This is a genomic window from Nocardia sp. NPDC004123 (assembly GCF_053603795.1).
Genome location: NZ_JBSGGG010000002.1, coordinates 174,851 through 197,144 on the forward strand (window position 1 = coordinate 174,851; position 22,294 = coordinate 197,144).

Here is a 22,294-nt window from a genome sequence, read left to right on the forward strand (position 1 = left end):
CGCGACCGAATCCACACTTCGCACCCCCGCCTGCGCGAATGGCCGATCACGCAGCCGACTTCTTCAAGCGCAGGCGCGACCAGGTGAACAGGGCGAGCAGCACGGCGATCACGCCGAGCACGGAGACATCCAGTGCCCACGCGCCGACGGTGTGCTTCCAGAAGTGGTCCTGCTGCGCCGCCGCCGAGGCCGACAGATTGGGCAGATCGACCGTGGACGCCCCCGCGGAATAGCCCCAGCGCGAGGGGAACAGCCAGGAAAGCTGGTCCAGCACAACGCGGCCCGTCACCGGGATCATGCCGCCCGCCATCACCAGCTGCGCCATGATGATCACCACCAGCAGCGGCATCACCTGCTCGTTGGACTTGGCCAGCGCGGACAGCGCCAGACCCAGCACCACACAGGTCACCGCGGTGAGGGCGACATCGAGATAGAGCTCCGCCGGGCCGTAGGGAATCACCGCGCCCTTGCTCGGCGGCTTCTTCACCGCCAGCACGATGCCGATCATCACGGCCGACTGCAGCAGTGCCGCAAGGCTGAAGACCACGACCTTCGACATCAGGTATGCGCCGGAACGCAATCCGACCGCACGCTCCCGGTAGTAGATGGCCCGCTCGCCGACCAGGTCACGCACCGTGAGCGTGGCGCCCATGAAGCAGGCGCCCAGGATGAGCACCACCAGCAGCTGCTGGGCCTCGCCATTGTTGGCGCGCACGAAACTGCCGTCGGGCGCCTGCACGAAGCCGACGGACTCGAATCCGCTCTTGCCCTGCACGACCAGCGACAGACCGCCCAGCACGAACGGCAGGATCGCGAGGAACGCCAGATACCCGCGGTCGGCGAAGATGAGCCGCAGCTGCCGCCGCGACAGCGTGGAGAACTGTTTGAGCGGACTGGATTTCGGCGCCTTCGCCCGTTCCACCGGTTTGACCGGCGCGGGCGGCTCCGCGAACGCTTGGCGGGAGCGGAAATTCGCGAAGGCCCCGTCCGGATCGGCGGCGACGCGGCCGAAGATCTCGGCCCAGTCGCTGGTGCCCATGACGTGGCCGACACTGCCCGGGTGCCCGCAGAAGGCGGTCTTGCCGCCGGGCGCGAGCAGCAGCACCTGATCGCACATGTCCAGGCAGGCCACCGAGTGGGTGACCACGATGACGGTGCGCCCGGCATCGGCCAGTTCCCGCAGCATGGTCATGACCTGGCGGTCCAGCGCCGGGTCCAGGCCCGAGGTGGGCTCGTCCAGGATCAGCAGCGAGGGACCGGTGAGCAGCTCCATGGCCACCGAGGCGCGTTTGCGCTGACCGCCGGAGAGCCGGTCCACGCGGGTGTCGGCGTGCTGGGTGAGCGAAAGTTCCTTCAGCACATCGGCGATCACCTGCTGGCGATCGGCCTTGCTGGTGTCCGGGGGCAGGCGCAGCTGGGCAGCGAAGTTGAGCGCCTGCTTGACCGTCAGCTGCCGGTGCAGCACGTCGTCCTGCGGCACCATGCCGATACGGGAGCGCAATGCTTCGTACTCGGCGTGCAGGTTGCGGCCCTCGAAGGTGACCACACCCGCGGACGGATGCGTCGTTCCCGCAATGAGTTTCGACAGGGTCGACTTGCCCGCGCCGGAGGGGCCGATCATCGCGGTCAGCGAGCCGCGCCCGGCCTGCATGTTCACGTCGATGAGCAGCTGCTTGTTGCCCTCGACGGTGAACGAGACGCCGTGCACGTGCAGGCCCTGCTCGGCGACCGGCCGCTGGCGATGGACCAGCGTGCCCTCCTGCACGACGAAGTCGATGTTACCGATGGTGACGATGTCGCGTTCACGCAGCAGCGCCCGCTGTTCGCGGCGGCCGTTGACGAAGGTGCCGTTGGCCGAGCCCAGGTCCTCGATGGCCAGGCCCTGCCGGTCCGGCACCAGGCGGGCGTGCCGGCGCGAGGCCATCGGGTCGTTGACCACGATCTGGTTGTCGCTGGTGCGGCCGATGTCGAGGCCGTCGCGCGGAATCCGGTCGGCGCGCGCGATGGCCGCAGTGGAGGCGCGGGCGCGGATCGGCGGCAGCGCGGAGGTGTCCGCCTTGGTGGTCATATTGATGTTGTCGGCGGCGGCCGGGGGCGGCGTATGCACCGGCGGGCGCGGCACATTCGGCGTCGCCGCGGTGCCGGGAGGCGGAGTCTGCCGCTGCTGCAGGGGATTCGGCTGCTGGTGCGGTGCCGGGTGCGGCAGTTGATGCTGCGGCCCGGACGCGGGCCGGTGCACCGGCGGCCGCTGCGCGAGATTCGGGTTGGCCTGGGCCGGGTTGGGCCAGGCCTGCTGGGGATTGGGCCGCTGCTGCACCGGCGGGCGCTGCGCGAAGGGCTGCACCGGCGGCTGCTGGGCCTGCTGCGGCTGCCCCGCCTGCGGCATCGGCCGCGACGGCGGCCGGTTCGGCGGCGGCATCATGCCCGGACGCTGCTGCGGCGGCGGCGTGCCACCGCCCCGGCTGGTCTGCGGCAGCAGGTGCAGCAGCGGCCCGGTGATGGCATCGCCGAGCCGCACCTGGGTGGGCCGGTTGATGACCAGTGGCGTGGTCAGGCGGCGGGCGTCCACGAAGACGCCGTTGGTGCTGCCATTGTCGCTGAGCATCCACGACCCGGCCTCGTAGCTGAGGGTCGCGTGCACCCGGGACACCAGCGGGCTGTCGACGAACAGCGTCACCTCCGGCGCCCTGCCCATGGTGATCTGCTGGGTCGCGTCGAAGACCCGTTCGGTTCCTTCATGACGCACGGTGATCTGCTGCGCCCCCGGTGAAGACATGGCTGGATAATAAGCGAAGCCCCCGAAGTCCGGCGTTGCGCTCATCGGCCGCAGGCCCGATAACGGGACAGAGATCGAATCAGCCTGCGAGGGAGTGCACGTGGCGAGACGCCAGGGGGAGGCGGTGCGCACGCGCCGGTCCGGGGGGATTCGCCGCGTGGTCGTGGTGGCGGGGGTACTGGTGCTCGCGGTCGCGCTCTTGTCCGGATGTACACGAACTGTTCACGGTCGGGCGGTTTCCATCTACGACGACCCGTTCAAGGTGGCCGGTCTGCCCACCACCAGCGGCCCCAGCGGTCCGCGCGCGGGCGCCCCGGATTCGACGCTGACCGCACAGGATTCCGACGGCGGCCAGGTCGACCACCTGGTTCTCAACGCGCTCGACGATATCCAGACCTACTGGCGGGGCGAGTTCCCGCTGGAGTTCAGCGGCGCCTTCAGCCCGGTCGGCAAGTTCATCTCGTGGAGCGCCAAGACGCCGCGCTCGCAGGCCGGGCAGTTCTGCGGGGAGTCGAGCTACCGGCTCGTCAATGCCGCCTACTGCCGCCTGGACGGATCCGTCGGCTGGGATCGCGGGGTGCTGCTGCCCGCGGTGGCCGGCGAGTTCGGGAAGATGTCGGTGGTGATGGTGCTGGCCCACGAGTACGGGCACGCCATCCAGGAGATGGCCAAGCTCGTCGGCCGCCGCACCCCGACCATCGTCAAGGAGCAGCAGGCGGACTGCTTCGCGGGGGCGTTCATCCGGAATGTGGCCGAGGGGAAGGCCAAGCACTTCACCATCAACACCTCCGACGGGTTGAACGCGGTGCTGGCCGCCACCGTCGCCTTCCGCGACGCAGACCCGGACGATCCGCAGAACGTGCACGGTTCGGCGTTCGAGCGGGTGACCGCGGTGCAGATCGGTTTCACCGACGGGCCCAAGGGCTGCAAGGCCATCGACCAGAACGAGATCGACCGCCGCCGCGGCGATCTGCCGCAGACCCTGGGCAACGACTCCGGGCACGGCCAGTCCGACGTGAACAAGGCCAACCTCCAGGAGCTGGCCAAGGCCATGGCGGCCATCATGCCGATCGCGGACGAGCCCAAGTACGGCTACGACTCGGCAAAACTGAACTGCCGCAACGGCGCCGACACCGTCCCGGTCACCTACTGCCCCGCCACCAACCTGATCGGCACCGACGTGCCCGCGCTGCACGATCGCGGCGTCTCCAACGCCGACGACCAGGACGCCCTGCCCGCCGATGTGACCGGCGATTTCACCGCCTACATCGTCTTCATCTCGCGCTACACCCTGGCCGTGCAGCATGCCGCGGGACTGCCGCTGAAGGGGGCGAAGACCGGCCTGCGCGCGGCCTGCCTGTCGGGCGTGATCTCCGGAAAGCTGGCCGACCCCAACCGAAGCAAGTCCCAGGGCGACATCTCGCTGTCGGCGGGCGATCTCGACGAGGCGGTCTCCGGCCTGCTCTCCGACGGCCTGGCCGCCAGCGACACCGACGGCAAGACGGTACCCAGCGGCTTCTCCCGAGTCGACGCCTTCCGCGCCGGTGTCCTCGGCACCCAGGACACCTGCTACTCCCGTTACACATAGCCGCCTCCCCGCGACTGCCGCTCCGCCTCCCCGCGCGGCGGACGGCCGAGTGCCGTGGACGGTCATGCACCCGTGCCGGCGGTCGGTTGTCGAACCGATTTTGGGCGTACCCGGGGAGTTACCCGGACGGCGCGAAATCAGTTGTCACGGTCTGATCCGAAAACTCATCATCCGAACGGCGGGGGCGCAACTGGCTCCAGCCGCAGCACCCGGTTGCCGAGCATGATTTCGGTGCCGGCGGCGAGGGTGAAGGGCTGATTCGGTTGCAGCCGAATCCAATCCCGGTAGCCCTGCGGGCGGACCCGGCTGCCGTTGGTGGAGCCGTGGTCGACGAGGGTGATGTCCCAGTTCACCAGGCGGATCTCGGCGTGGACGCGGGACATGCCGCCGGAGTTGTCGTCGATTCGCAAGGGCAGCAGGCCCGCTCGCACCGGATCGGAGTGCTCGGGGTCGCGGCCGACCACGGCATCGGCGGCCACCATGTAGGTCATGCCGTCGTCGAGCACCAGCATGCCCAGCGGCGGCCGGATCACCTCGGCGGGCTGCTGGGTCTGATCCACGGGCATGCCGCACACGGTGCAGAAGGCCGCCCGCGGATCGCTGGGATGCGCACGTGCGCACTTGAATCCGAGCACCTTCACGGTGAGCGCGGTGGCCTTGGCGGTGGCCTCCAGGCGGCGCTGCAGGTCCGGGTCGGGTTTGGGCGCGGGGTTGGTGCCGTTCGCCTCCCGGGCGCCGCCCATCTCGGTCGGCGCGTGGTGCAGGTCGATGCCCTCGGTGTCCGGATCATCCTGGGCGGGTCCGGGTTCCGGGTCCAGGCTCGCCGGAATGCGATTGGAGGTGCGGGTCGGAATCAGGTTGGGGTCCAGGGGAAGCGCTTCCGGCTGCGGATCCCGCTCCGCGTCGAACGCCGCGGTCGGCGGCGGCGGTTCCACGACCCGATGCCGCGCCCCGCCCGGGCGCCCGGGCCGTCGCGACACCACCGGCTCGCCCTCGAACCACACCACCGCGCCCGCCGCCGGCGCGAGACCCTCGATGAGCGAACCGATTCCGCGCCCGGGCAGCTCCGGCGGCCGGTTACCGTCGATGAACAGGGCGGCTGCCCGCGCGGGCCGTTCGGCCACCCGGTCCACGGTGAAGGCGGCATCACTGCCGCGGTAGTACTCGACCGCGGACCCGGCCAGCAGCGCCGTCACCGATCCGTGCAGGAAGATCGCCAGGCCACCGGTGTCGGCGGCGGTCAGAATGCCGAATTCGATGGGCGCGCCGGGCGAAATGCGCTCGGCCTCCTTCATCAGCCAGCGGGTGGCGTGCCGCGCGACCAGCCGGCCCGGCCCGTCCGGGACCTGATCCGTCGCGTCCGCGACCAGTTCGCCCAGCGCCCGCGCCACCACCACGGCGCGCGATCCGGGCGTGAGCGCCCCCGGCTCCCGATGCGCCACCAGGATGACCGCACCCGCGACCCGGCTCACCACATGGCCGCCCGCGACCACCTCGACCTGCCGATCCATCAAGGGAACCGACCCCCGAGGAGCACGTCAGAGGAGTTGTTCGACACAGCCCCCAGGTTACGTGCCGCCCCCGGACCACCCGCTCGCCCATCCCCGGTCCATTCGACTGACGAGTCTTCGTATGCCAAAGTGACCGATGATCTCGTACCGATGGGGGTAACTCCCCGGGTACGTCCGAAATCGGTGCGGCACCGGGCCGCCGGCACGGGTGCACTACGGCCCACGGCTCTCAGCCGCCCGCCGTGCGGGGAGGCGGAGCGGCAGTCACGGGGAGGCGGAATGGCGATGAGTCCAGGCACCATCGTCGGCGGGTATCGGATCGTCCGCGTGCTCGGCTCCGGCGGCATGGGCACGGTTTACCTGGCCAAACATCCCGAACTGCCGCGCATGGACGCGCTCAAGGTGCTCTCCTCCGATCTGACCGCCAACGACGAGTTCCGCGGCCGCTTCGAACGCGAGGCGAATGTGGTTGCGGGCATGGACCACCCGAATATCGTCTCGGTCCACAATCGCGGCGAGGAGAACGGCCGGCTGTGGATCGCCATGCAGTATGTCGAGGGCACCGACGCCTCGGCCGAGCTCAAGCGTGATCCGGCCGCGGTGCCGCCGCTGCGCGCGCTGTCCATCGTCACCCAGATCGGCCGCGGCCTGGACTACGCGCACCGCCGCGGCCTGCTGCACCGCGATGTGAAGCCCGCCAACTTCCTGCTCTCCAGCGTCGACGGCGAGGACGAGCGCGCCCTGCTCGCCGACTTCGGCGTCGCCAAGTCGACCGAGGACACCACCGAGCTCACCCAGACCGGCAGCTTCGTGGCCACCATCGCCTACGCGCCGCCGGAACAGCTCTCCGGCCGGCCGCTGGACCACCGCGCCGACATCTACAGCCTCGGCTGCTCCTTCTTCAAGCTGCTGACCGGCCGGAACCCTTATCCCGCAACGCAACCGGCGCTGGTCATGATGGGCCACCTGCACGAGCCGCCGCCGCGCGCCACCGACGTCGACCCGCACCTGCCCGCGACGCTGGACGAGGTCTTCGCGCGGGTCATGGCGAAGAACCCGGCCGAGCGTTTCAACTCCTGCCGCGAGTTCACCGACGCCGCCACGGCCGCACTGGTGCCCGGCTACAACCCGGTGTCGACCACCACCTCGCCGACCTATCCGATCCAGGTCGCACCGCCGAGCATGCCGCTGTCCGGCGGCGAAACCACAGGCGGCATACCGCTTTCCGCGTCCGAGCCGACCGAGACCGGGCCGGCTCCGCGCAACCGCAACCGGCTCTACATCGGGATCGGCGCGGCGGTGGTGGCTGTCGCGCTGGCCGTGGGCATCGCGATCGTGGCCGTCGGCGGCGAGACCAACTCCGCCACACCGGCTTCCAGCGCCGGAGCCTCGGCAACCACCACGGTGGATCCCAATCTGAGCCCGGTGGACAAGGCGCGCAAGGACAATCCCGCCTTCGCGGGCAAGACCGTCACCATGGTCGACGTGACCGGTGCGCAGTTCAACACCAAATACAGCATCTACCTGGCCGGCACCCCGCAGGCGAAGTTCCTGGAGAGCCTCGGCTTCGTCTACAACAACGAGTACCAGCCCAAGGGCGAGGAAACCTCTCCCCGCCCCTCCGATGGCTACGGGTCGCTGACCGTGCCCGACGATTCCTACATCATCGCGGTGCGCAGCGACGAAAAGGCCGGTGGCGGTGGGCTGCTCGGCCTGCCGAGCGAGATCACCAGCTCGCGCGCCATCGTCGTCCCGCTCGACGATCCGGCTGCGGTGGCCGCGCTGCGCGGCTGGAGCCCGGATTCCACGCAGACCCTGGTCAACAAGCTGGTTCCGGTGCTGCACAACAGAATCAAGTAGCGGTTACGACCGATAGTTCGTACCGATTGTTGTTGATGGAGGGGGAAGCATGCGCACGGTGAGACGGGCGGCCGTGGCCGTCGCCCTGGTGGTATCGGCGGTGGTGACAGCCGCCTGCGGCTCGGATACCGAAGCGGCGCCCGCCGAACCGGTGATCGACCTGAGCAAGCTCGACACCGGCAATCTGCCCACCCAGCCCAAGCACTACGACAAGGCGACCGACCCCGACCTGGCGCGCGCCGTGCAGGCCGAGCGGCTGGCCAACTACATTCCCCTGCCGTCCGAGGTGGATCCACAGGTCAGGTTCCCGGCAGCAGCGGTGAACGGCGCTATCCGCCCGTTCATCGATTTCGGTTCGGGCGCCATGAAACTGCGCACCAACGCCAAAGCCGATGCGCTGAAGGCCGCAGCCCCGGGGTTCATTTCGGGCTTCGTCACCACCGGCGACTCCGGCGAACAGGCCACTCTGGCCTACGAGTACTCGAACGTCGTGCTGCTGTTCACCGACGACGCCGCGGCGAGCGCCGCCGCCCGGGCCCTGGGCCAGGCCGATTTCGATGCCGTCCCGGGCAGCCAGCGCTTGCGGATCGACAAGTATCCGGACGCGTTCGTCTACCTCGACACCCAGTACGACTTCAACGCCACCGTCCGATCCTGGTATGCCACAGGCAGATTCGTCCTCTTCACCTACGTCTGGGACGACGTGATGGCCCAGACCGGGGTGAGCGATCCGGCCAAGCTCATTGCCCGGGCGCAGCTCGGCCTCGACGCCATCCCGCCCGCCCTCGCCAAGTTCCCGGTCATTCCCCAGGACCAGCTGACCGAACAGCCGGTCGATATGGACGGAGTCCTCGGGCGCACACTGCCGACGGTGTCCGACGATCAATCCGAGCGCGGCATTCCGGGCGTCTACGACCGACACGGCGGACTGCAACTGTTCCCCGGCGACGACAACGCGGCACTGTTCGACAAGGCGGGTGTCGACCGGGTGGCGTTCAACGGCGGCACCGTCTTCCGCGCCCGCGACGCCGTGGGCGCCGATGCGATCGTCGCCGCGCGCAGCGAGACCTCACGCACCTTCCGGCCGGCCGAATCTCCGGCGAACCTGCCGAATGCCCAGTGCCGCAAGTACACCGGTCCCGATAAGTTGGCGATCTCCCACTACTGCTACGTCAGGCACGGTCGCTTCGCCGCCGAGGTTTCGGCGAACCAGCTCCTCGATGCCCAGCAGCGCATCTCGGCGCAGTACGCCCTGCTGGTCAATGCGGAACACTGAGGGGGAACGGAAAACCATGCTCTCGCACAAACTTCGAGTGACCGCCCTGCTCACGTTCACCGTCGCCGCGGTGGCGGGGTGCGGCCCGACCGTCCAGGGCAGCGCCCGTCCCGGGGAAATCGACGTCCGCACGCTGGATGTCGGAGAGTACTCCACCGATCCGCTGGAGTTGCGCTACGAGTACTCCCCCGACATGACCAAGGGTTTCGAACTGGCCGAGCAGCGACTGGCCGACCACGTGGTCAATGCCGCGGACGTCGATCCGGAATTCAAGTACAGCACCGGCGTTCAGCCTTTCAAGGATTCGGACGGCGCGACCGCCGTACTGGCCAAGGTCACCGCGCCCATCCTCGACGCCGCCAAGATGATGTTCGGCGTCGCGGTGGGGCACAGCGTGAAACAGCCGGACAAGTACGGCAAGACCCCCGACGACAGCGCGTTCACCACGGTGACGGTGATGCAATTCCCCGATGCCGCGGCGGCATCGAAGGCCGCCGCGGACTTGGAGAATGCCGATTTCGGAGTGGCGGCCGAGGTGAATCAGCACGTGTCGCTCTCGAAATACCCTGATGCCCACAGTCATTGGCGTCCCGGCGTGGCCAGTATCGGGTCGACCCTGGCGCACGGCAGCTATGTCGTGGACACCTATCTCGGGGTGAACGACCCGGACCTGTCGAAATTGACGGACCTCGCCGAAAAGGTCTACGACGCCCAACTGCCACTGCTGGATTCGCTGCCGCCCCTGGACCGCGAGGGCGTCCTGCGGCTGCCCTTCGACGCGGACGGCATGCTGCGACGGACTCTTGCCACACAGGTCTATCTCGCACCCGACTTCGCCAACCAGGCGGTCGCCGAACCGCGTGGATTCCTGAATCGGGTGAGGGACCAGGACTTCTGGGGGCGGCTGGTCGCCGACAGCGGCATGGATCGATTCACCACCTCCGGTGCGTCCTACGACGGCGTCAGCATGCTCTTCCGCGCGCGGGACGCGCAGGCCGCCGAGCGGCTGTCCGGGGCCATTCTCGCGCACGGCTATTCCGCCGTCGCGGACGCGCCCGCCGGGGTGCCGAACGCGAAATGCGGAGAGACCAGCGACCAGAACCGGAACAGTGGCGCCAAGCGCTTCCGGTGCATGGTCAGCTACCGCCGCTACACGGGTGCGGTCGAGTCGAATCAGCTCGCCGACGCCCATCAGCGGGCGGCCGCCCAGTACGCCTTGCTGGCGAACAGCACCTGGTAGCCGGTTCGGTGGCGAGCTGAGCCGGGTGGAACCGGCGGGTCGTGACCTACGTCCAATAGCACTGAGAGGTCGTCCGCCCGCGAATCGAGAGGAGACACCGTGGCCGGTGCATTCGAAGCCAGCAATGAGCTCATTCAGGCCAAGGCCCAGGAGTTCCAGCAGACACACGACATGCTGATGCATGCCATCGCCAATCTGAAGCGCGATGAGGACAGCATGGTCGCCGGTGCGAACTGGAGGGGCGGCGCGGCCGACGCCTTCAATGCGTTCATGCAGCGGTACTACTTCCAGGCCGACAAGCTCAACGACAAGCTGGTGCACACCGCCGAGACGCTGATCAAGGTCGGCTCCAACTACGAAGAGCACGACAAGGATTACGAATCCAAGGTCAACGCGCAGATCTCCAGCCTGGACCTCCCGGCTGTCTAGCCGATTCGGTCTTCCCCTCTATTCGGACCAGTGGCAAAGGAATTCACCATGGCAGCAGTAGACGGCCGGATCATCTCCGCCCATTTCGAGGGCGTCGCCGACGGCGCGAACTCGATCATCCGCCGCGCGGAGGTCATCCGCGACCAACTCGAGGCCTTCCACCGCAGCGTGGAGGAGTTCGTCCAGAACAACTGGAAGGGTGACGCCAACGACGCGTTCGCCGACCTCCAGCGCACGTGGAACCAGCACGTCCTCCAGCTCAACACCACCCTCAACGGTGCGGCCACCCTGGTCCGCACCGGCAACGCCGAACTCCAGGCCAAGGACACCGCCCTGGCCGGCCTGTTCTGACCCGCCTGCTGATTTCCGGTTGCGGAACCCGGCAGTCGGCCCGCGCAACGGGCCGCCTGCCGGGTTCCACCGTGTGCCATCCGAACGCATTCGCGCTGGGGTTCTGAAACTGAAAAGGCCTTTCCCTCAGAACCTTTGGGCCGACTCGCTGTCATGGCGCTCAGAACTGTCGAACCAGAAACGTTCCACCACTCGGGTGAGTGCAGACAAGTCGCCCTCCAACCGACGGAAGAGCAGATACGAACCCAATGAGCCGAGCACCGCACCCGCGCTCAACCACCGAATCGGACCGATAACAGCTACCGCGTCGGCCGAATCGACAAAGGTCAACCCGAAGAAGACGCTCAGGAGCGGGATCGAAAACGCGATCGCGAGGTAGCTCGGGCAACGACGGGACAGAGCGCGGAGCTGGCGCACGTCGGCGGCCGTGATGTCGCTGCGCAGCAGCAGCGGCGGATAAACACACCTGACCAGGTAGAAGGTCAAGAACAGGAAGGTGTAGCTGACGGCCACCAGACCGCCGAGCATGTTCGCGAGAACGAGATGCGCGATCAATGACGGCCGCAGTGTTGAAAGCCCGGCGACGGCGACGGTCGCGACAACGGCTCCGAGTACCCAGCCGCCCAGAGTCATGAGGGCGACCCGGTCGCCGAGCCGAAGCAGGTCCACTCTCGCGCGAACGATGGTCGCACAGTCGTACTGCCTGCCCCGGCGCAGCCCGTGCGGAACTCGGATCGCGTACCGGCAGGTGAACAGATACAGGCCGGTCGCGGGCGGCATGATAACCAGAATGATGATCCAGGCGACGTTTCGCAGGTAGTCCCACTGCGTCGATGACAGGTACTTGTTGAGAATCGGCGAGTTGTGGAAGAAGTCGTACAGCATGCCCATCGCGTCGCCGGCCACGAACAACACGACGGGCGCGATCAGAACCCAGGGGGCGAGCCTCGAGCGCCACGTACCCGGTGGCGGATCGACCAGGTCGCGGGCGCGTGGATCGAGGCAGAGCTCGAGCTGACGCGCGAGTCCGGCTCCGGAGGGATAGCGATCGCCCGGCTGTGGCGAAAGGCACCTCAGCAGGGTGTGGCGCAGTACGGCCGGGCAATCCGAGGGGATGCCCGCCAGGACCTCGCCGGTGATGGCACGTCTGCGAACCGCGATCATCTGCTCCAGCGATGTCGCCGAGAGCCCGGCGTCGGGTGGGTCACTGCATGGTCGACGACCGGTCAGCAGTTCGAACAACACGACCGCAAGCGAATACAGATCGCTGCGGGTGTCGATGTCGGCAGGAGTCGTCGACATATCGGGATGACACGCCTGCAGCTGCTCAGGGGACATATAGTCCAACGAACCGCCGAAATAGGCGAGCGGGCTGGCTCCCGCGATGTGCCGGCTGAAGCTGATATTGAAGTCCGCAAGCTTGGGGATGCCCTCGGCGGTCAACAGGATGTTCGCGGGCTTCAGGTCGCGATGGAGAATGCCGCAGCGGTGTGCGTAGTCGATCGCGCTCGCGAGTCGAACCCCGAGCCATGCGACAGTGTCCGGCCAACTCAGTTCTGCTATCTCACGCCGGAGGGGGGATTCCGCCGGCTCGACGATGCCCCGGCGCGATAGCGTGCCGTCGATTGCCTCCAGCAATAGTCGGCCGCTCCGCTGCTCGGGCGGCGTGGCCTCTATGTGGCGCAGCACGTCGAGAAGCGTGCCTCCCGGCAGGAACTGCATGTACATGAGTTTCAGGGCACCGTCGTGGAGGATTCGTTGATCGAATACCCGGACGATGTAGTCGTGGTCGAGCTGGGCCAGAGTTTCCGGCTCCCTGCCATGATTGCGTGAGATCTTCACGGCCACGAACCGCTGCAAAGACCGCTGCCTCGCGAGGAAAACGCGGGCAAACGCGCCGCTGCCCAATCTCATCAGCAAGTCGAAATCGTCGATTCGGCCGCCCGATTCGAATTCCTCGAGCGCGTCGAGAATGCCCGGCTGCACGATCAGAGTGCTGTGATATTCGGGTTCCGCGAGATTCGGCGTCAGTCGAGTCGCCTGCAAAGAGGGGTTCGCGCTGTACTCGTCCGGATCCGGTGCGTCGCCGCCTTTGAGGCGAGCGTGAATCTCCTCGTAAACGAGATCGGGTGGCAGCGGAGCCGTATTCAGCTCGGGATACTCGGCTTGGTAGTCGGCCAGCCGTTTCGGAAATCTATAGTGGACCCAACGGTAGTCGAGGTCGACTTTGATGAGTTCGATCAGCAGAATTCGACGATATCCACCGCTCTCCCCGAGGAATGCGTGTGGATCCGGCGGCGCACCCCGCTCCCTCCAAGCGGAAGCGAATCGGTCGATGACCCCCGCTATCAACAGTGCGGCGTTTTCCGGACTGTCGCAGCCGACGTTTATCACGTTGTGCGGACCATAGCGATGGAACCACCTCGTGTTCAACGAGTAACCAATTCAAGTTATCAAACGACGACGCCGGTGGTCGAGGGCCGCCGGTGGTGTCTCGGGCAGCTCGCAGTCACAGCTCGGCCGCGGGCAGCCAGGCGGTTTGGATCAGGTCCTCGCTTGCGCGGGTGCCGTAGGTGCCGCGGCCCGGGGGCAGGACGGAGGGGCGGGTGTCGCCGAAGAGGGTGCCCTCGTCGCGGCTGCAGCTCATGATCAGGGATGCGGAGTTGAGTTCCTTGAGGCGGTTGAGGGTGGCCTCGTACATGGCACGGCCCGCGCCGCCGGAGCGGCGGGCCAGGATCAGGTGGAAGCCGAGGTCGCGGGCGTGGGCCAGGTGGTCGACCAGGGCGTGCAGCGGGTTGCCGCCGGCAGTGGCCACCAGGTCGTAGTCGTCGACGACGACGTAGAGTTCCGGGCCGCGCCACCAGGACCGATCCTTGAGCTGCTGCGGGGTCACCTCGGGGCCGGGCATGCGCTGGGTGACGTACGCGGCCAGGTCGGCCATGTTCCGGGTGAACTGCGGGGCGGTGGTGCCGTAGCCGGCGAGATGGCCCTGGGGCACGGTGCCGAGCATGGTCCGGCGGTAGTCGCCCATGATGATGCGCGCCTGATCGGTGGTATTGGACGCGCAGATGGACTGCACCAGCGCGCGCAGCAGGGTGGTCTTGCCGCACTCGGAATCGCCGATGACGACGAAATGCTGGCTCGCCGCCAGATCCAGATACACCGGGGCCAGCCCGGATTCATTGATGCCGAGCGGAAAGCGCAGGCACGGCTGGGTGTTGTCCGCCTCGGCGGGCCAGTCCCCCGCCAGCCGCAGCAGTTCCGTGCGCGGCAGCCGGTCGGGCAGCATGCGCACCGCCGGTGCCCGACGTCCCGGGGTGAACTGGGCGATGCCCGAAACGGCGTGCGCCACACCGGTTCCCAGCGTCGCCGGATCCGGGTCGCCGTCCACGCGCGGCAGCGCGGTCAGCATGTGCAGCCCGTCGGCGGTCATGCCGCGGCCCGGGCGGCCCATGGGCACCAGCGCCGCGAACTTGCGCCCCAGATCGGAGTCCATGGGATCGCCGAGCCGCAGTTCGACGCGGGTGCCGATCTGATCCTTGAGCGCGGGCCGCGCCTCGGCCCAGCGGTTCAGCGACATCACCAGGTGCACGCCGTACGAAAGTCCCTGCACCGCAAGGTTCATGACGGTCTGATCCAGCAGTTCGAACTCCTGCCGGAACGCGCCGTACCCGTCGATCACCAGGAACACATCGCCGAACGGATCCTCGTGCACGCCCGCGGCGGTGGGACCGGTTCCCTGGTCGGTGGCGCGATCACCGGTCCCCGGGTCGGCGCGCAACCGCCGGAACTCGGCCATGGACTCCACGCCGAGCCGCCGGAAGGTGGCCTCGCGGCGGCGCACGATGCCCACCATCTCGGCCACGGTGCGCCGCACCCGGTCCTCCTCCATGCGGCTGGCGACCGCACCCACGTGCGGCAGCCCCGCCAGGCCGACCATGGTGCCGCCACCGAAGTCCAGCAGGTAGAACTGCACCTGTTCGGCGGTGTGCGTCAAGGACATCGCCATGACCAGCGCGCGCAGCGCGGTCGACTTCCCCGACTGCGGACCGCCGACGATCGCCGCATTGCCGCGCGATCCGGACAGGTCCACCACCATGGGGTCGCGGCGCTGATCGTAGGGCCGGTCGACGATGCCGATCGGGGCGCGCAGGGCCGCAATGGGATTCCAGTCCCCGGTGAGGATCGAGCGCGGCAGCAGCTGATCCAGCGTGGATGCCGCGCCGAGCGGCGGCAGCCAGATCTCGTGGGCCGGACGACCGTGCCCGCGTACCCGCGACACCAGCATCTGCAGGTTGGAGATCTGATCCGCGTCGCCGGGGGCTGTCATCGGTTCCGGCCGGTCGGGCAGCGGAATCCGGTCGGCGGCACGGAAGTCCACGCGGCCCGCGGTGAACGGGCGTGCGGTCACATCGACGTCGCCGGAGCGGGTGGCCACCGCGGCATCGCGCCGCGACCCGCCGCCGGCACAGGGTCCGGAGACATAGGCGGACTGGAACCGCTGAATCTCCCCGGAATCGGATTTCAGGTAGCCGCCGCCGGGATTGTTGGGCAGGTTGTAGGCATCCGGCACGCCCAGCACCTGCCGGGATTCATTGGCGGAGAACGTCTTCAGGCCGATCCGGTAGGACAGGTGACTTTCCAGCCCCTTGAGCCGCCCTTCCTCCAACCGCTGTGAAGCCAGCAGCAGATGCACATGCAGCGAGCGGCCCAGCCGGCCGATCATGGTGAACAGTTCCGCGAAATCCGGATGCTGCGAGAGCAATTCGGAGAACTCGTCGAGCACCACGACCAGCGCGGGCAGCGGATCCAGATCAGCGCCCGCCGCCCGCGCCTTCTCGTACTCGGAGACATTGGCGAAATTGCCCGCCGCGCGCAGCAGTTCCTGGCGGCGGTTCATCTCGCCGGCCAGCGCGTCGCGCATCCGGTCGACCAGATCGGCCTCCTCCTCCAGATTGGTGATGATGGCCGCGACATGCGCCACCCCCTCCAGCCCGAGGAAGGTCGCGCCGCCCTTGAAGTCCACCAGCACGAAGTTCAGCTGATCCGGCGAGTGCGTGGCGATGAGCGAAAGTACCAGCGTCCGAAGGAATTCCGACTTACCCGACCCGGTAGCGCCGATGCACAGCCCGTGCGGCCCCACACCGCCCTCGGCCGCCTCCTTGATGTCGAGCACCACCGGCAGCCCGTCGGCCCCGACACCGAAGGGCACCCGCAGCCGCTCCCGGCCGTAGCGCGGCTTCCACGCCGTCTCGGGGGTGAAGGCGCCGATATCGCCCAGGCCCAGCAGCTGCGGCCAGCTCGAGATGACCTCATCCTCCCCGCCGGCGGTCTCGGCGGTGCGCGCGGCGGCGGCCCGATACGGCGCGAGCCGGCGCGCGGCCTGCTCGGCCTCGCGGGCGGTGATGCGGTCGACGACGGCGAAGCGCTCCATCGCTCCGGAGGCTCCGCGCCCGGCGCACTCGCCGTTCTCGACCACCATTTGAATGCCCCGGGAGCCGGCCAGCCGCGGCGCGTACCCGCACAGGTCGATGACCGTCACGCCCTCGAAACCGTACTCCCGCAGGGGATCTTCCTCGGCGTCGAGTAGTCCGCCGTCCACCACCAGCACGATCTGGGTCAGGTTCGGATCGGGCGGCTGATTGCGGGAGTACCGAACCCGGTTGTGCAGCAGCGGATTCAGATCGGCGTACGCCTCACGGATGGAGCCGTACACCATGCGCCCGCTGCCGACGCCGTCCTGGGATTCGGGGTGCTGGGCGTGGGGCAGCCACTTGGTCCATTCCCATTCGCGGACGGTGTCCGGTCCGCAGACCACGGCGATCAGCACCTGGTCGGGGCCCTGGAACATGGCCAGCTGCAACAGTATGGCGCGGGCCATGTCGCGAGCCTGGGCGCGGTCGCCGGTGAGCTGGACGGCGGCGAAGCCCTTGACGGCCAGGGCGGTGGGCAGATCGGGCACGGTGGAGTGGGTGCGCACGAAGCGCCGCAGCGAGACCGCGGCAATGGGTTCGAGCTCCTCGACGGGCCCAGTTTCCGGGGCGACCAGTCTCGTAGCAAGCCTTTGGTTACCGAGCCCGATGCGGGCGTGACAGAAATCCTTGTCCCCCGGCCGGCGCTCCCACATCCGCGTGGTCCCCGCCAGCATCCAGATCAGCATGGGCTCCGGATGACTCCACTCCACGGCCGCCCGCTGCTGCGCGGCCGTCTCCTCCACATCCCGGCGGACCTGGTCGAGATAGCGCAGATAGTCCTTGCGATCCTCGTCGGCCTCGGCCGCCTTCTGCCCCTTGCCACCCTGCCCCGCATACATCCCGACCATGGAGAACACCATCATCATCGGGAACATCAGGCTCATCGGATTGGCGGCGAGACCGCTCCCGGAGGTGATCATGAGCGCGACCATTCCGAGCATGCCCACGCCCATCACCACCGGCATGAGCTTGGTGAAGAGATTGGCCGGAACCGTCCGCGGAATCTCCGGCGGCGGTTGCAGGGTCACCTCGCCGCCGGGTGAGCGGGGCATCACCCGGCGCGGTGGGCGCTGGAACCGTACGGTGCTCATCGCGGAAAGTCCCCCACGAATTCGAATTGAATTGCGGCTCAGTGTACGAACGGCAACCATCATGCCGTACAGTGCGGGCGTGGCGCAGTCGCGGACCGATCACCTCGAGGAACTCCACGGCACGGTCCGCGCGCCCGATCTGGCGCGAGTCACCATTCTGGCCAAGCACACTCAGGTCGACATGGCCATTCCCGTCGATGTGCCGGTGGCACTGGTCATCCCGAGCGTGGTCGACATCGTCGATCAGCACAATCGCGTCAATGACTTCGACCACGACGGCGAACCGTTCGAGCCGCACGAGTGGGTGCTGGCCCGTGTCGGGCAGCCGCCCTTCTCCAACTCCCTGAGCCTGGCCGAGCAGGGCGTGCGCGACGGGGAACTGCTCATGCTGGAGAGCGCCGAACACCTCGCGCCCGCACCGCTTTTCGACGACATCATGGACAACGTCGCCATCGCCGACGCCGACCACTTCCACGGCTGGACGCCGCGCACGGCCCGGCTGACCGGATCGGCGCTGGCGGTGGCCATCATGCTGACCGGCTGCTTCGGCCTGCTGGCCGCGCCCGCCGCCTTTCCCGGCTGGGTGAGCGCGATCGTGGCCACCGTCGTCACCCTGCTGCTGGTCACCGCGAGCACGGTACTCAGCCGCATGTACCGCGACCGCGCGAGCGCGCTGGTGCTGGGCGGCTGCGCACTGCCCACCGCCTTCAGCGCGGGCCTGCTGTTCGTGCCGAGCCACTACGGCTGGGCCAACGCGTTATTGGGCGCGGTCCTGACCGGGGCCACCGCGATGCTGGCCTGGCGGGTGAGCGGCGTGGGGCTGGGCCTGTTCATCGGCGCGACCGCGCTGGCGGTCTTCGTCATCCCCGCGACGCTGGCGGGCCTGCTGACGGATCTGCCCGTGCACGCCATCGGCGCCGGCGCGGCGGCGCTGGGCCTGGCCGGATTATCCCTGGCCCCAAGGCTTTCCATGCTGCTGGCCAAGCTCCCGCTGCCGCCCGTCCCCGCACCCGGCACCCCGATCGACCCCACCGAGGACGACCCCGACGACCATCGCGCCCTGCCTACCATGGAGGTCTTGCGCGCGAAATCCGAACGGGCGCGCGACTATCTGGCCGGATTGGTCGCGGCGACCACCACGGTGGTGGTCGCCGGGGCGGTCGCCGCCGTGAATCCGAGCGCCGGCACCCCGTACTGGCCGGGCCTGGCCCTCGCGCTGGTGTGCGCCGTGGTGCTGATGTTCCGCAGCCGCACCTATGCGGGCGCGGAACAAGCCGTGGTCCTGATCGCGGGCGGCGCCACCATCGTGCTGCTGGTGCTCCTGGGCGCGGCCCGCACCCAGCGACAGCCACTCACGATTTTCGGTGTGGCACTGGTGCTTTTCACCGCGGCGCTGGTCCTGGGCATCATCGTGCCCCGCCGGCAGGCGACCCCGCCCGTGCGGCGGGCGGTGGAGCTGCTCGAGTACGGCTTCGTGGCAGCCGTGATGCCGCTGGCATTCTGGGTGACCGATCTCTATGCCCTCGTACGCGGACTGTGATCGTCGGCCGCCATGCCCGATAGAGCACTGAGCGCCAACCGTTCCCGAGATCGCGCGGCGGCTCCCGGCGTGCGGGGATTGCGGGTCGCGGCGGCCTCAGCGGTCCTGGCGCTCGGTGCGGCAGTCGGAACGGGAGCCGGGCCGGGCGTCGCGTTCGCGGACCGGCCGCCGCCCATCGACGCGGGCCTGCTGCCTCCCAGCGGTCCGGCCGTGCCGCCGACCGAGACCGAACACCCCGCGAACTCGCCGTGCTCCAGCACCCAGGTCGGCGGTGGCGGGCCGACCATTCCGCCCACCCAGCGCACCCTCGACCTCCCCGATGCGTGGCAATTCTCGCGGGGCGCAGGGCAATTGGTCGCAGTCATCGATACCGGGGTGTCCCCGCACCCGCGGCTGCCCGGCCTGATTCCCGGCGGCGACTACGTGGCCGCGGGTGGCGACGGCACCGAGGACTGCGACGCCCACGGCACCATTGTGGCGGGCCTGATCGCCGCCGCCGAGGTCGGCGGCCAGGGCTTTGCCGGGGTCGCGCCCGAGGCGCGGATCATGACCATCCGCCAGACCAGCGCGCTGTACCAAACCAAGGGCGCGGGCCGGGAGAAGGGCCCCGACGACATGCCCGACGGCTACGGCAAGATCTCCGCGCTCGCCGCGGCGGTGCGCCGGGCCGCCGACGCGGGCGCGCGGGTCATCAATATTTCCCTGGTCGCCTGCCCGACCACCGCGCCCGCCAGCGCGGAAATGGGCGCGCTGGGCGCGGCGGTGCGGTACGCGGCCGTCGAGAAGGACGTCGTCATCGTGGCTTCGGCGGGCAATACCGATACCTGTAAGGCGAGCAATCCGGGCCTGGATCCCCTGCACCCGGCCGACGATCCGTGGGATCACATCACGTCGTATGTGGTGCCGGCCTGGTGGGACGCCTATGTGCTGTCGGTCGGCTCGGTGGACGCCTTCGGTCAGCCGTCGAAGTTCACCGTCCCCGGGCCGTGGGTGGGGGTGGCCGCGCCGGGCGAGAACATCGTCTCGCTGGATCCCCGCGACACCGGGCTCACCACGGCCAAGGTGACCAATCAGGGCCAGGTGGTCCCCTACAGCGGAACGAGTTTCGCCGCGCCGCGGGTCTCGGGCGTGGCCGCGCTGGTGCGGGCCCGCTACCCGGATATGCGCGCCGCCGAGGTCATCGAGCGCATCGAGGACACCGCGCACGCGCCGGGCGAGGGCTGGAATCCGGCCATCGGTTACGGCACAGTCGATCCCGTGGCCGCGCTCACCGCCCAGGTGCGAAACAGCCTGCCGCCCAAGCATCCCGCCGGACCACGGAATCAGCAGCTCGCTCTGCCCACGCCGCCGCCCGCACCCGACCGCACACCGCGCAATGTCGCCCTGATCGGCACCGGCGTCGTCGCGCTGCTGCTGGTGCTCGGCTTTCTGGCCTCGTTCCCGCTGCGCCGCAGGTTCGGCGTGCGCGACACCGACGCCTGACTCGGACCGCCGCCTGGGCTCAGTTCCCGTTCGGCGTGCGCGACACCGACGCCTGACTCGGACCGCCGCCTGGGCTCAGTTCCCGTTCGGCGCTGGGGTTTTCACCGGGTCCCTGGCGGGATTCGGATCGGCCGCGACCCCGTCGTGGGCGACCATGGCCGCTTCCCGGCTGAGAGTCGGTCCGGGCGCGAGCAAGCCGAGAATCTGCCACGGCACCGGTTCCGGCCGCACCCGATCCGGGGCCATGCCCAGTGCTCCGGCGGAATCCGGATTCTTGATCCCGAACCGCACTCCATAGTCGGACACGAAGAACAGGCTGTCGTGGCGCGGGCTGTCCGGCTCGATACCGGTGGACTGCACGTACGCCCCCGAGCCCGGATTCATATAGAAGCTGTCCACATTCGGGCCGCTGCCGTCGGCCTGCGCCAGCGGAACCAGCCTGGCGCGGTCGGGAATCGGGACCGCGTGCCCGGTGAGCACCGCCAGCTCGGCGTGCGTGCTGCCGTCGGAGGTATCGGCGGCACGAACCGGTTTCCACGAGAGGCAGTCGACGGGCTGATCCTTGCCGTCCACCAGGACCGGGGCCCGGTCCGGATACTTCGACACCTGCAGCGCCGAGGAGACCGGCGCGCCGGTGCGGTCGGCCTGCGCGATGTAGTCGTCGGCGGCGCTGGTGCGGTGCGCATTCCGGATGATGTCGGCGGTCAGCGCCGAGACCGGCTGCAGGCCATCGGGCAGCACCACGTAGTACTTGCCGTCGGTCCGCACCTGCACCACATCGCCGATCCGGTGGTCGCCGAGCGGGTAATCCGGTGCGGCGCCGGCATTCTCGATGCGCGGCGGAACCAGCGGCGGCACTTCGGGAATCGCGTTCAGCAGGCCGTCGCTGATCGGGCGCGGGGTCCGGCCGCGCAGCTCGAGGGCGTCGACCACGGCCCGGTCGTCCAGATCGATCCGGGCGCGCTGATCGTCATAGATCAGGTAGGTGTGGTCGCGGCCCTGCACCAGCAGCGCCGTGCCGGACGCCATGGGAGATGCCTTGTCCGCCCGGCCCGTATCGCCGGCCAGCACCGAGGTGGTGAGAGAGCGGCTGCCGTCATTGGACAGCACGTCGCACACCGTCCAGCTGCGGCCGTCGCCGCCGGTGAAGTTCAAGGAGGTCGGCGCTCCCGGTATGCCGATCAGCTGCCCGCGCGGCTTCTCGGCCAGCTCGGACTCCCGCACGGTCGCGGGCTTGACCGCGTCGCCGGCGACCAGCCGCGCCGAGGCCAGGTTCAGCGCCGGATGGACCACATCGCCGAGCACCACGTAGACCGCGCCGGAGTCCTTGCCGATGAGGATCTTGTTGGACCCGATCCGGTCCTGCGGCCGCAGCAGAGCCAACACTCCGCAACCTGCCAGCGCGACACACGCGAGGATGAGTCCGGTGGCGTATGCCCGCGACTGTGAACGCATGGGATCGTGCAGCATTCGCACATCCCGGCGAACCAGGGCGTGCTCCATGCGACGGACCAGGAAGCGATAGCCGCTCACCTGCCATCGGGTCGTGGGTTTCGAAGGCATTCAAGTCCCCGGCAAGTCGGTGCGTTCGCCGAACACAGTACATTGACAAGGACATTCATTCGCACTCGGCCGCCGCGCGAGCGCACTCGGGCAGCGCGCGCGGCCGATATCGG

13 protein-coding genes are annotated in these 22,294 nt (G+C 68.8%); 8 read left to right on the plus strand and 5 right to left on the minus strand.

The genetic code is table 11. The features are described from left to right. Positions 1-46 precede the first annotated feature (46 nt). Positions 47-2,776, minus strand: a complete 2,730-nt coding sequence (locus ACWEQQ_RS03275; RefSeq protein WP_452346958.1) for an ATP-binding cassette domain-containing protein — start codon at positions 2,774-2,776, stop codon at positions 47-49. A 148-nt stretch (positions 2,777-2,924) separates the two neighbouring features. Here ACWEQQ_RS03275 and ACWEQQ_RS03280 point away from each other — a divergent pair, with 148 nt between their 5' ends. After that, the gene (locus ACWEQQ_RS03280; RefSeq protein WP_452347086.1) at positions 2,925-4,364 is read left to right on the plus strand and encodes a metallopeptidase; all 1,440 of its coding nucleotides are present in this window, start codon (positions 2,925-2,927) and stop codon (positions 4,362-4,364) included. A gap of 167 nt (positions 4,365-4,531) precedes the next feature. Here ACWEQQ_RS03280 and ACWEQQ_RS03285 read toward each other — a convergent pair whose 3' ends face one another. Continuing rightward, the gene (locus ACWEQQ_RS03285) at positions 4,532-5,875 is read right to left on the minus strand and encodes an FHA domain-containing protein (RefSeq protein WP_452346959.1); all 1,344 of its coding nucleotides are present in this window, start codon (positions 5,873-5,875) and stop codon (positions 4,532-4,534) included. Positions 5,876-6,154: 279 nt separating this feature from the next. On the opposite strand from ACWEQQ_RS03285, the gene ACWEQQ_RS03290 reads away from it, so the two are divergent. The 5 genes from ACWEQQ_RS03290 (at position 6,155) to ACWEQQ_RS03310 (ending at position 11,031) form a co-directional block, all read left to right on the plus strand. Beyond that, positions 6,155-7,735 (plus strand): serine/threonine-protein kinase, encoded by a 1,581-nt coding sequence (locus ACWEQQ_RS03290; protein ID WP_452346960.1) that lies wholly within the window; start codon positions 6,155-6,157, stop codon positions 7,733-7,735. 49 nt (positions 7,736-7,784) lie between these two features. After that, a complete protein-coding gene (locus ACWEQQ_RS03295; protein WP_452346961.1) occupies positions 7,785-9,011 on the plus strand; it encodes a DUF7373 family lipoprotein in 1,227 nt (408 codons plus the stop codon). A 37-nt stretch (positions 9,012-9,048) separates the two neighbouring features. Then, positions 9,049-10,251 carry a DUF7373 family lipoprotein gene (locus ACWEQQ_RS03300; protein WP_452346962.1) on the plus strand — a complete coding sequence of 401 codons (1,203 nt, stop codon included), beginning with the start codon at positions 9,049-9,051 and terminating at the stop codon, positions 10,249-10,251. A gap of 99 nt (positions 10,252-10,350) precedes the next feature. Then, the gene (locus tag ACWEQQ_RS03305) at positions 10,351-10,680 is read left to right on the plus strand and encodes a WXG100 family type VII secretion target (protein WP_452346963.1); all 330 of its coding nucleotides are present in this window, start codon (positions 10,351-10,353) and stop codon (positions 10,678-10,680) included. Between the two features lie 48 nt (positions 10,681-10,728). Next, positions 10,729-11,031, plus strand: coding sequence for a WXG100 family type VII secretion target (locus tag ACWEQQ_RS03310; protein WP_354830360.1), 303 nt, complete (start codon positions 10,729-10,731; stop codon positions 11,029-11,031). Positions 11,032-11,157: 126 nt separating this feature from the next. On the opposite strand, the gene ACWEQQ_RS03315 is transcribed toward ACWEQQ_RS03310, so the two are convergent. Continuing rightward, positions 11,158-13,464 (minus strand): serine/threonine-protein kinase, encoded by a 2,307-nt coding sequence (locus tag ACWEQQ_RS03315; RefSeq protein ID WP_452346964.1) that lies wholly within the window; start codon positions 13,462-13,464, stop codon positions 11,158-11,160. A 76-nt stretch (positions 13,465-13,540) separates the two neighbouring features. Further along, positions 13,541-17,596, minus strand: coding sequence for a type VII secretion protein EccCa (gene eccCa, locus ACWEQQ_RS03320; protein ID WP_452346965.1), 4,056 nt, complete (start codon positions 17,594-17,596; stop codon positions 13,541-13,543). A 79-nt stretch (positions 17,597-17,675) separates the two neighbouring features. On the opposite strand from eccCa, the gene eccD reads away from it, so the two are divergent. Continuing rightward, positions 17,676-19,136: a type VII secretion integral membrane protein EccD gene (eccD, locus tag ACWEQQ_RS03325; protein ID WP_452346966.1), complete on the plus strand. Its 1,461-nt coding sequence runs from the start codon at positions 17,676-17,678 to the stop codon at positions 19,134-19,136. A gap of 12 nt (positions 19,137-19,148) precedes the next feature. Further along, the gene (gene mycP / locus ACWEQQ_RS03330) at positions 19,149-20,618 is read left to right on the plus strand and encodes a type VII secretion-associated serine protease mycosin (protein WP_452346967.1); all 1,470 of its coding nucleotides are present in this window, start codon (positions 19,149-19,151) and stop codon (positions 20,616-20,618) included. A gap of 75 nt (positions 20,619-20,693) precedes the next feature. Here mycP and eccB read toward each other — a convergent pair whose 3' ends face one another. Then, the gene (eccB, locus tag ACWEQQ_RS03335) at positions 20,694-22,181 is read right to left on the minus strand and encodes a type VII secretion protein EccB (protein ID WP_452346968.1); all 1,488 of its coding nucleotides are present in this window, start codon (positions 22,179-22,181) and stop codon (positions 20,694-20,696) included. Positions 22,182-22,294 lie beyond the last annotated feature (113 nt).

Coding starts and splice junctions, on each gene's coding strand:
- mycP (WP_452346967.1), top strand. CDS start 19,149: ATGCCCGATAGAGCACTGAGCGCCAACCGTTCCCGAGATCGCGCGGCG.
- ACWEQQ_RS03295 (WP_452346961.1), top strand. CDS start 7,785: ATGCGCACGGTGAGACGGGCGGCCGTGGCCGTCGCCCTGGTGGTATCG.
- ACWEQQ_RS03310 (WP_354830360.1), top strand. CDS start 10,729: ATGGCAGCAGTAGACGGCCGGATCATCTCCGCCCATTTCGAGGGCGTC.
- eccCa (WP_452346965.1), bottom strand. CDS start 17,596: ATGAGCACCGTACGGTTCCAGCGCCCACCGCGCCGGGTGATGCCCCGC.
- eccB (WP_452346968.1), bottom strand. CDS start 22,181: ATGCCTTCGAAACCCACGACCCGATGGCAGGTGAGCGGCTATCGCTTC.
- ACWEQQ_RS03290 (WP_452346960.1), top strand. CDS start 6,155: ATGGCGATGAGTCCAGGCACCATCGTCGGCGGGTATCGGATCGTCCGC.
- ACWEQQ_RS03275 (WP_452346958.1), bottom strand. CDS start 2,776: ATGTCTTCACCGGGGGCGCAGCAGATCACCGTGCGTCATGAAGGAACC.
- ACWEQQ_RS03285 (WP_452346959.1), bottom strand. CDS start 5,875: ATGGATCGGCAGGTCGAGGTGGTCGCGGGCGGCCATGTGGTGAGCCGG.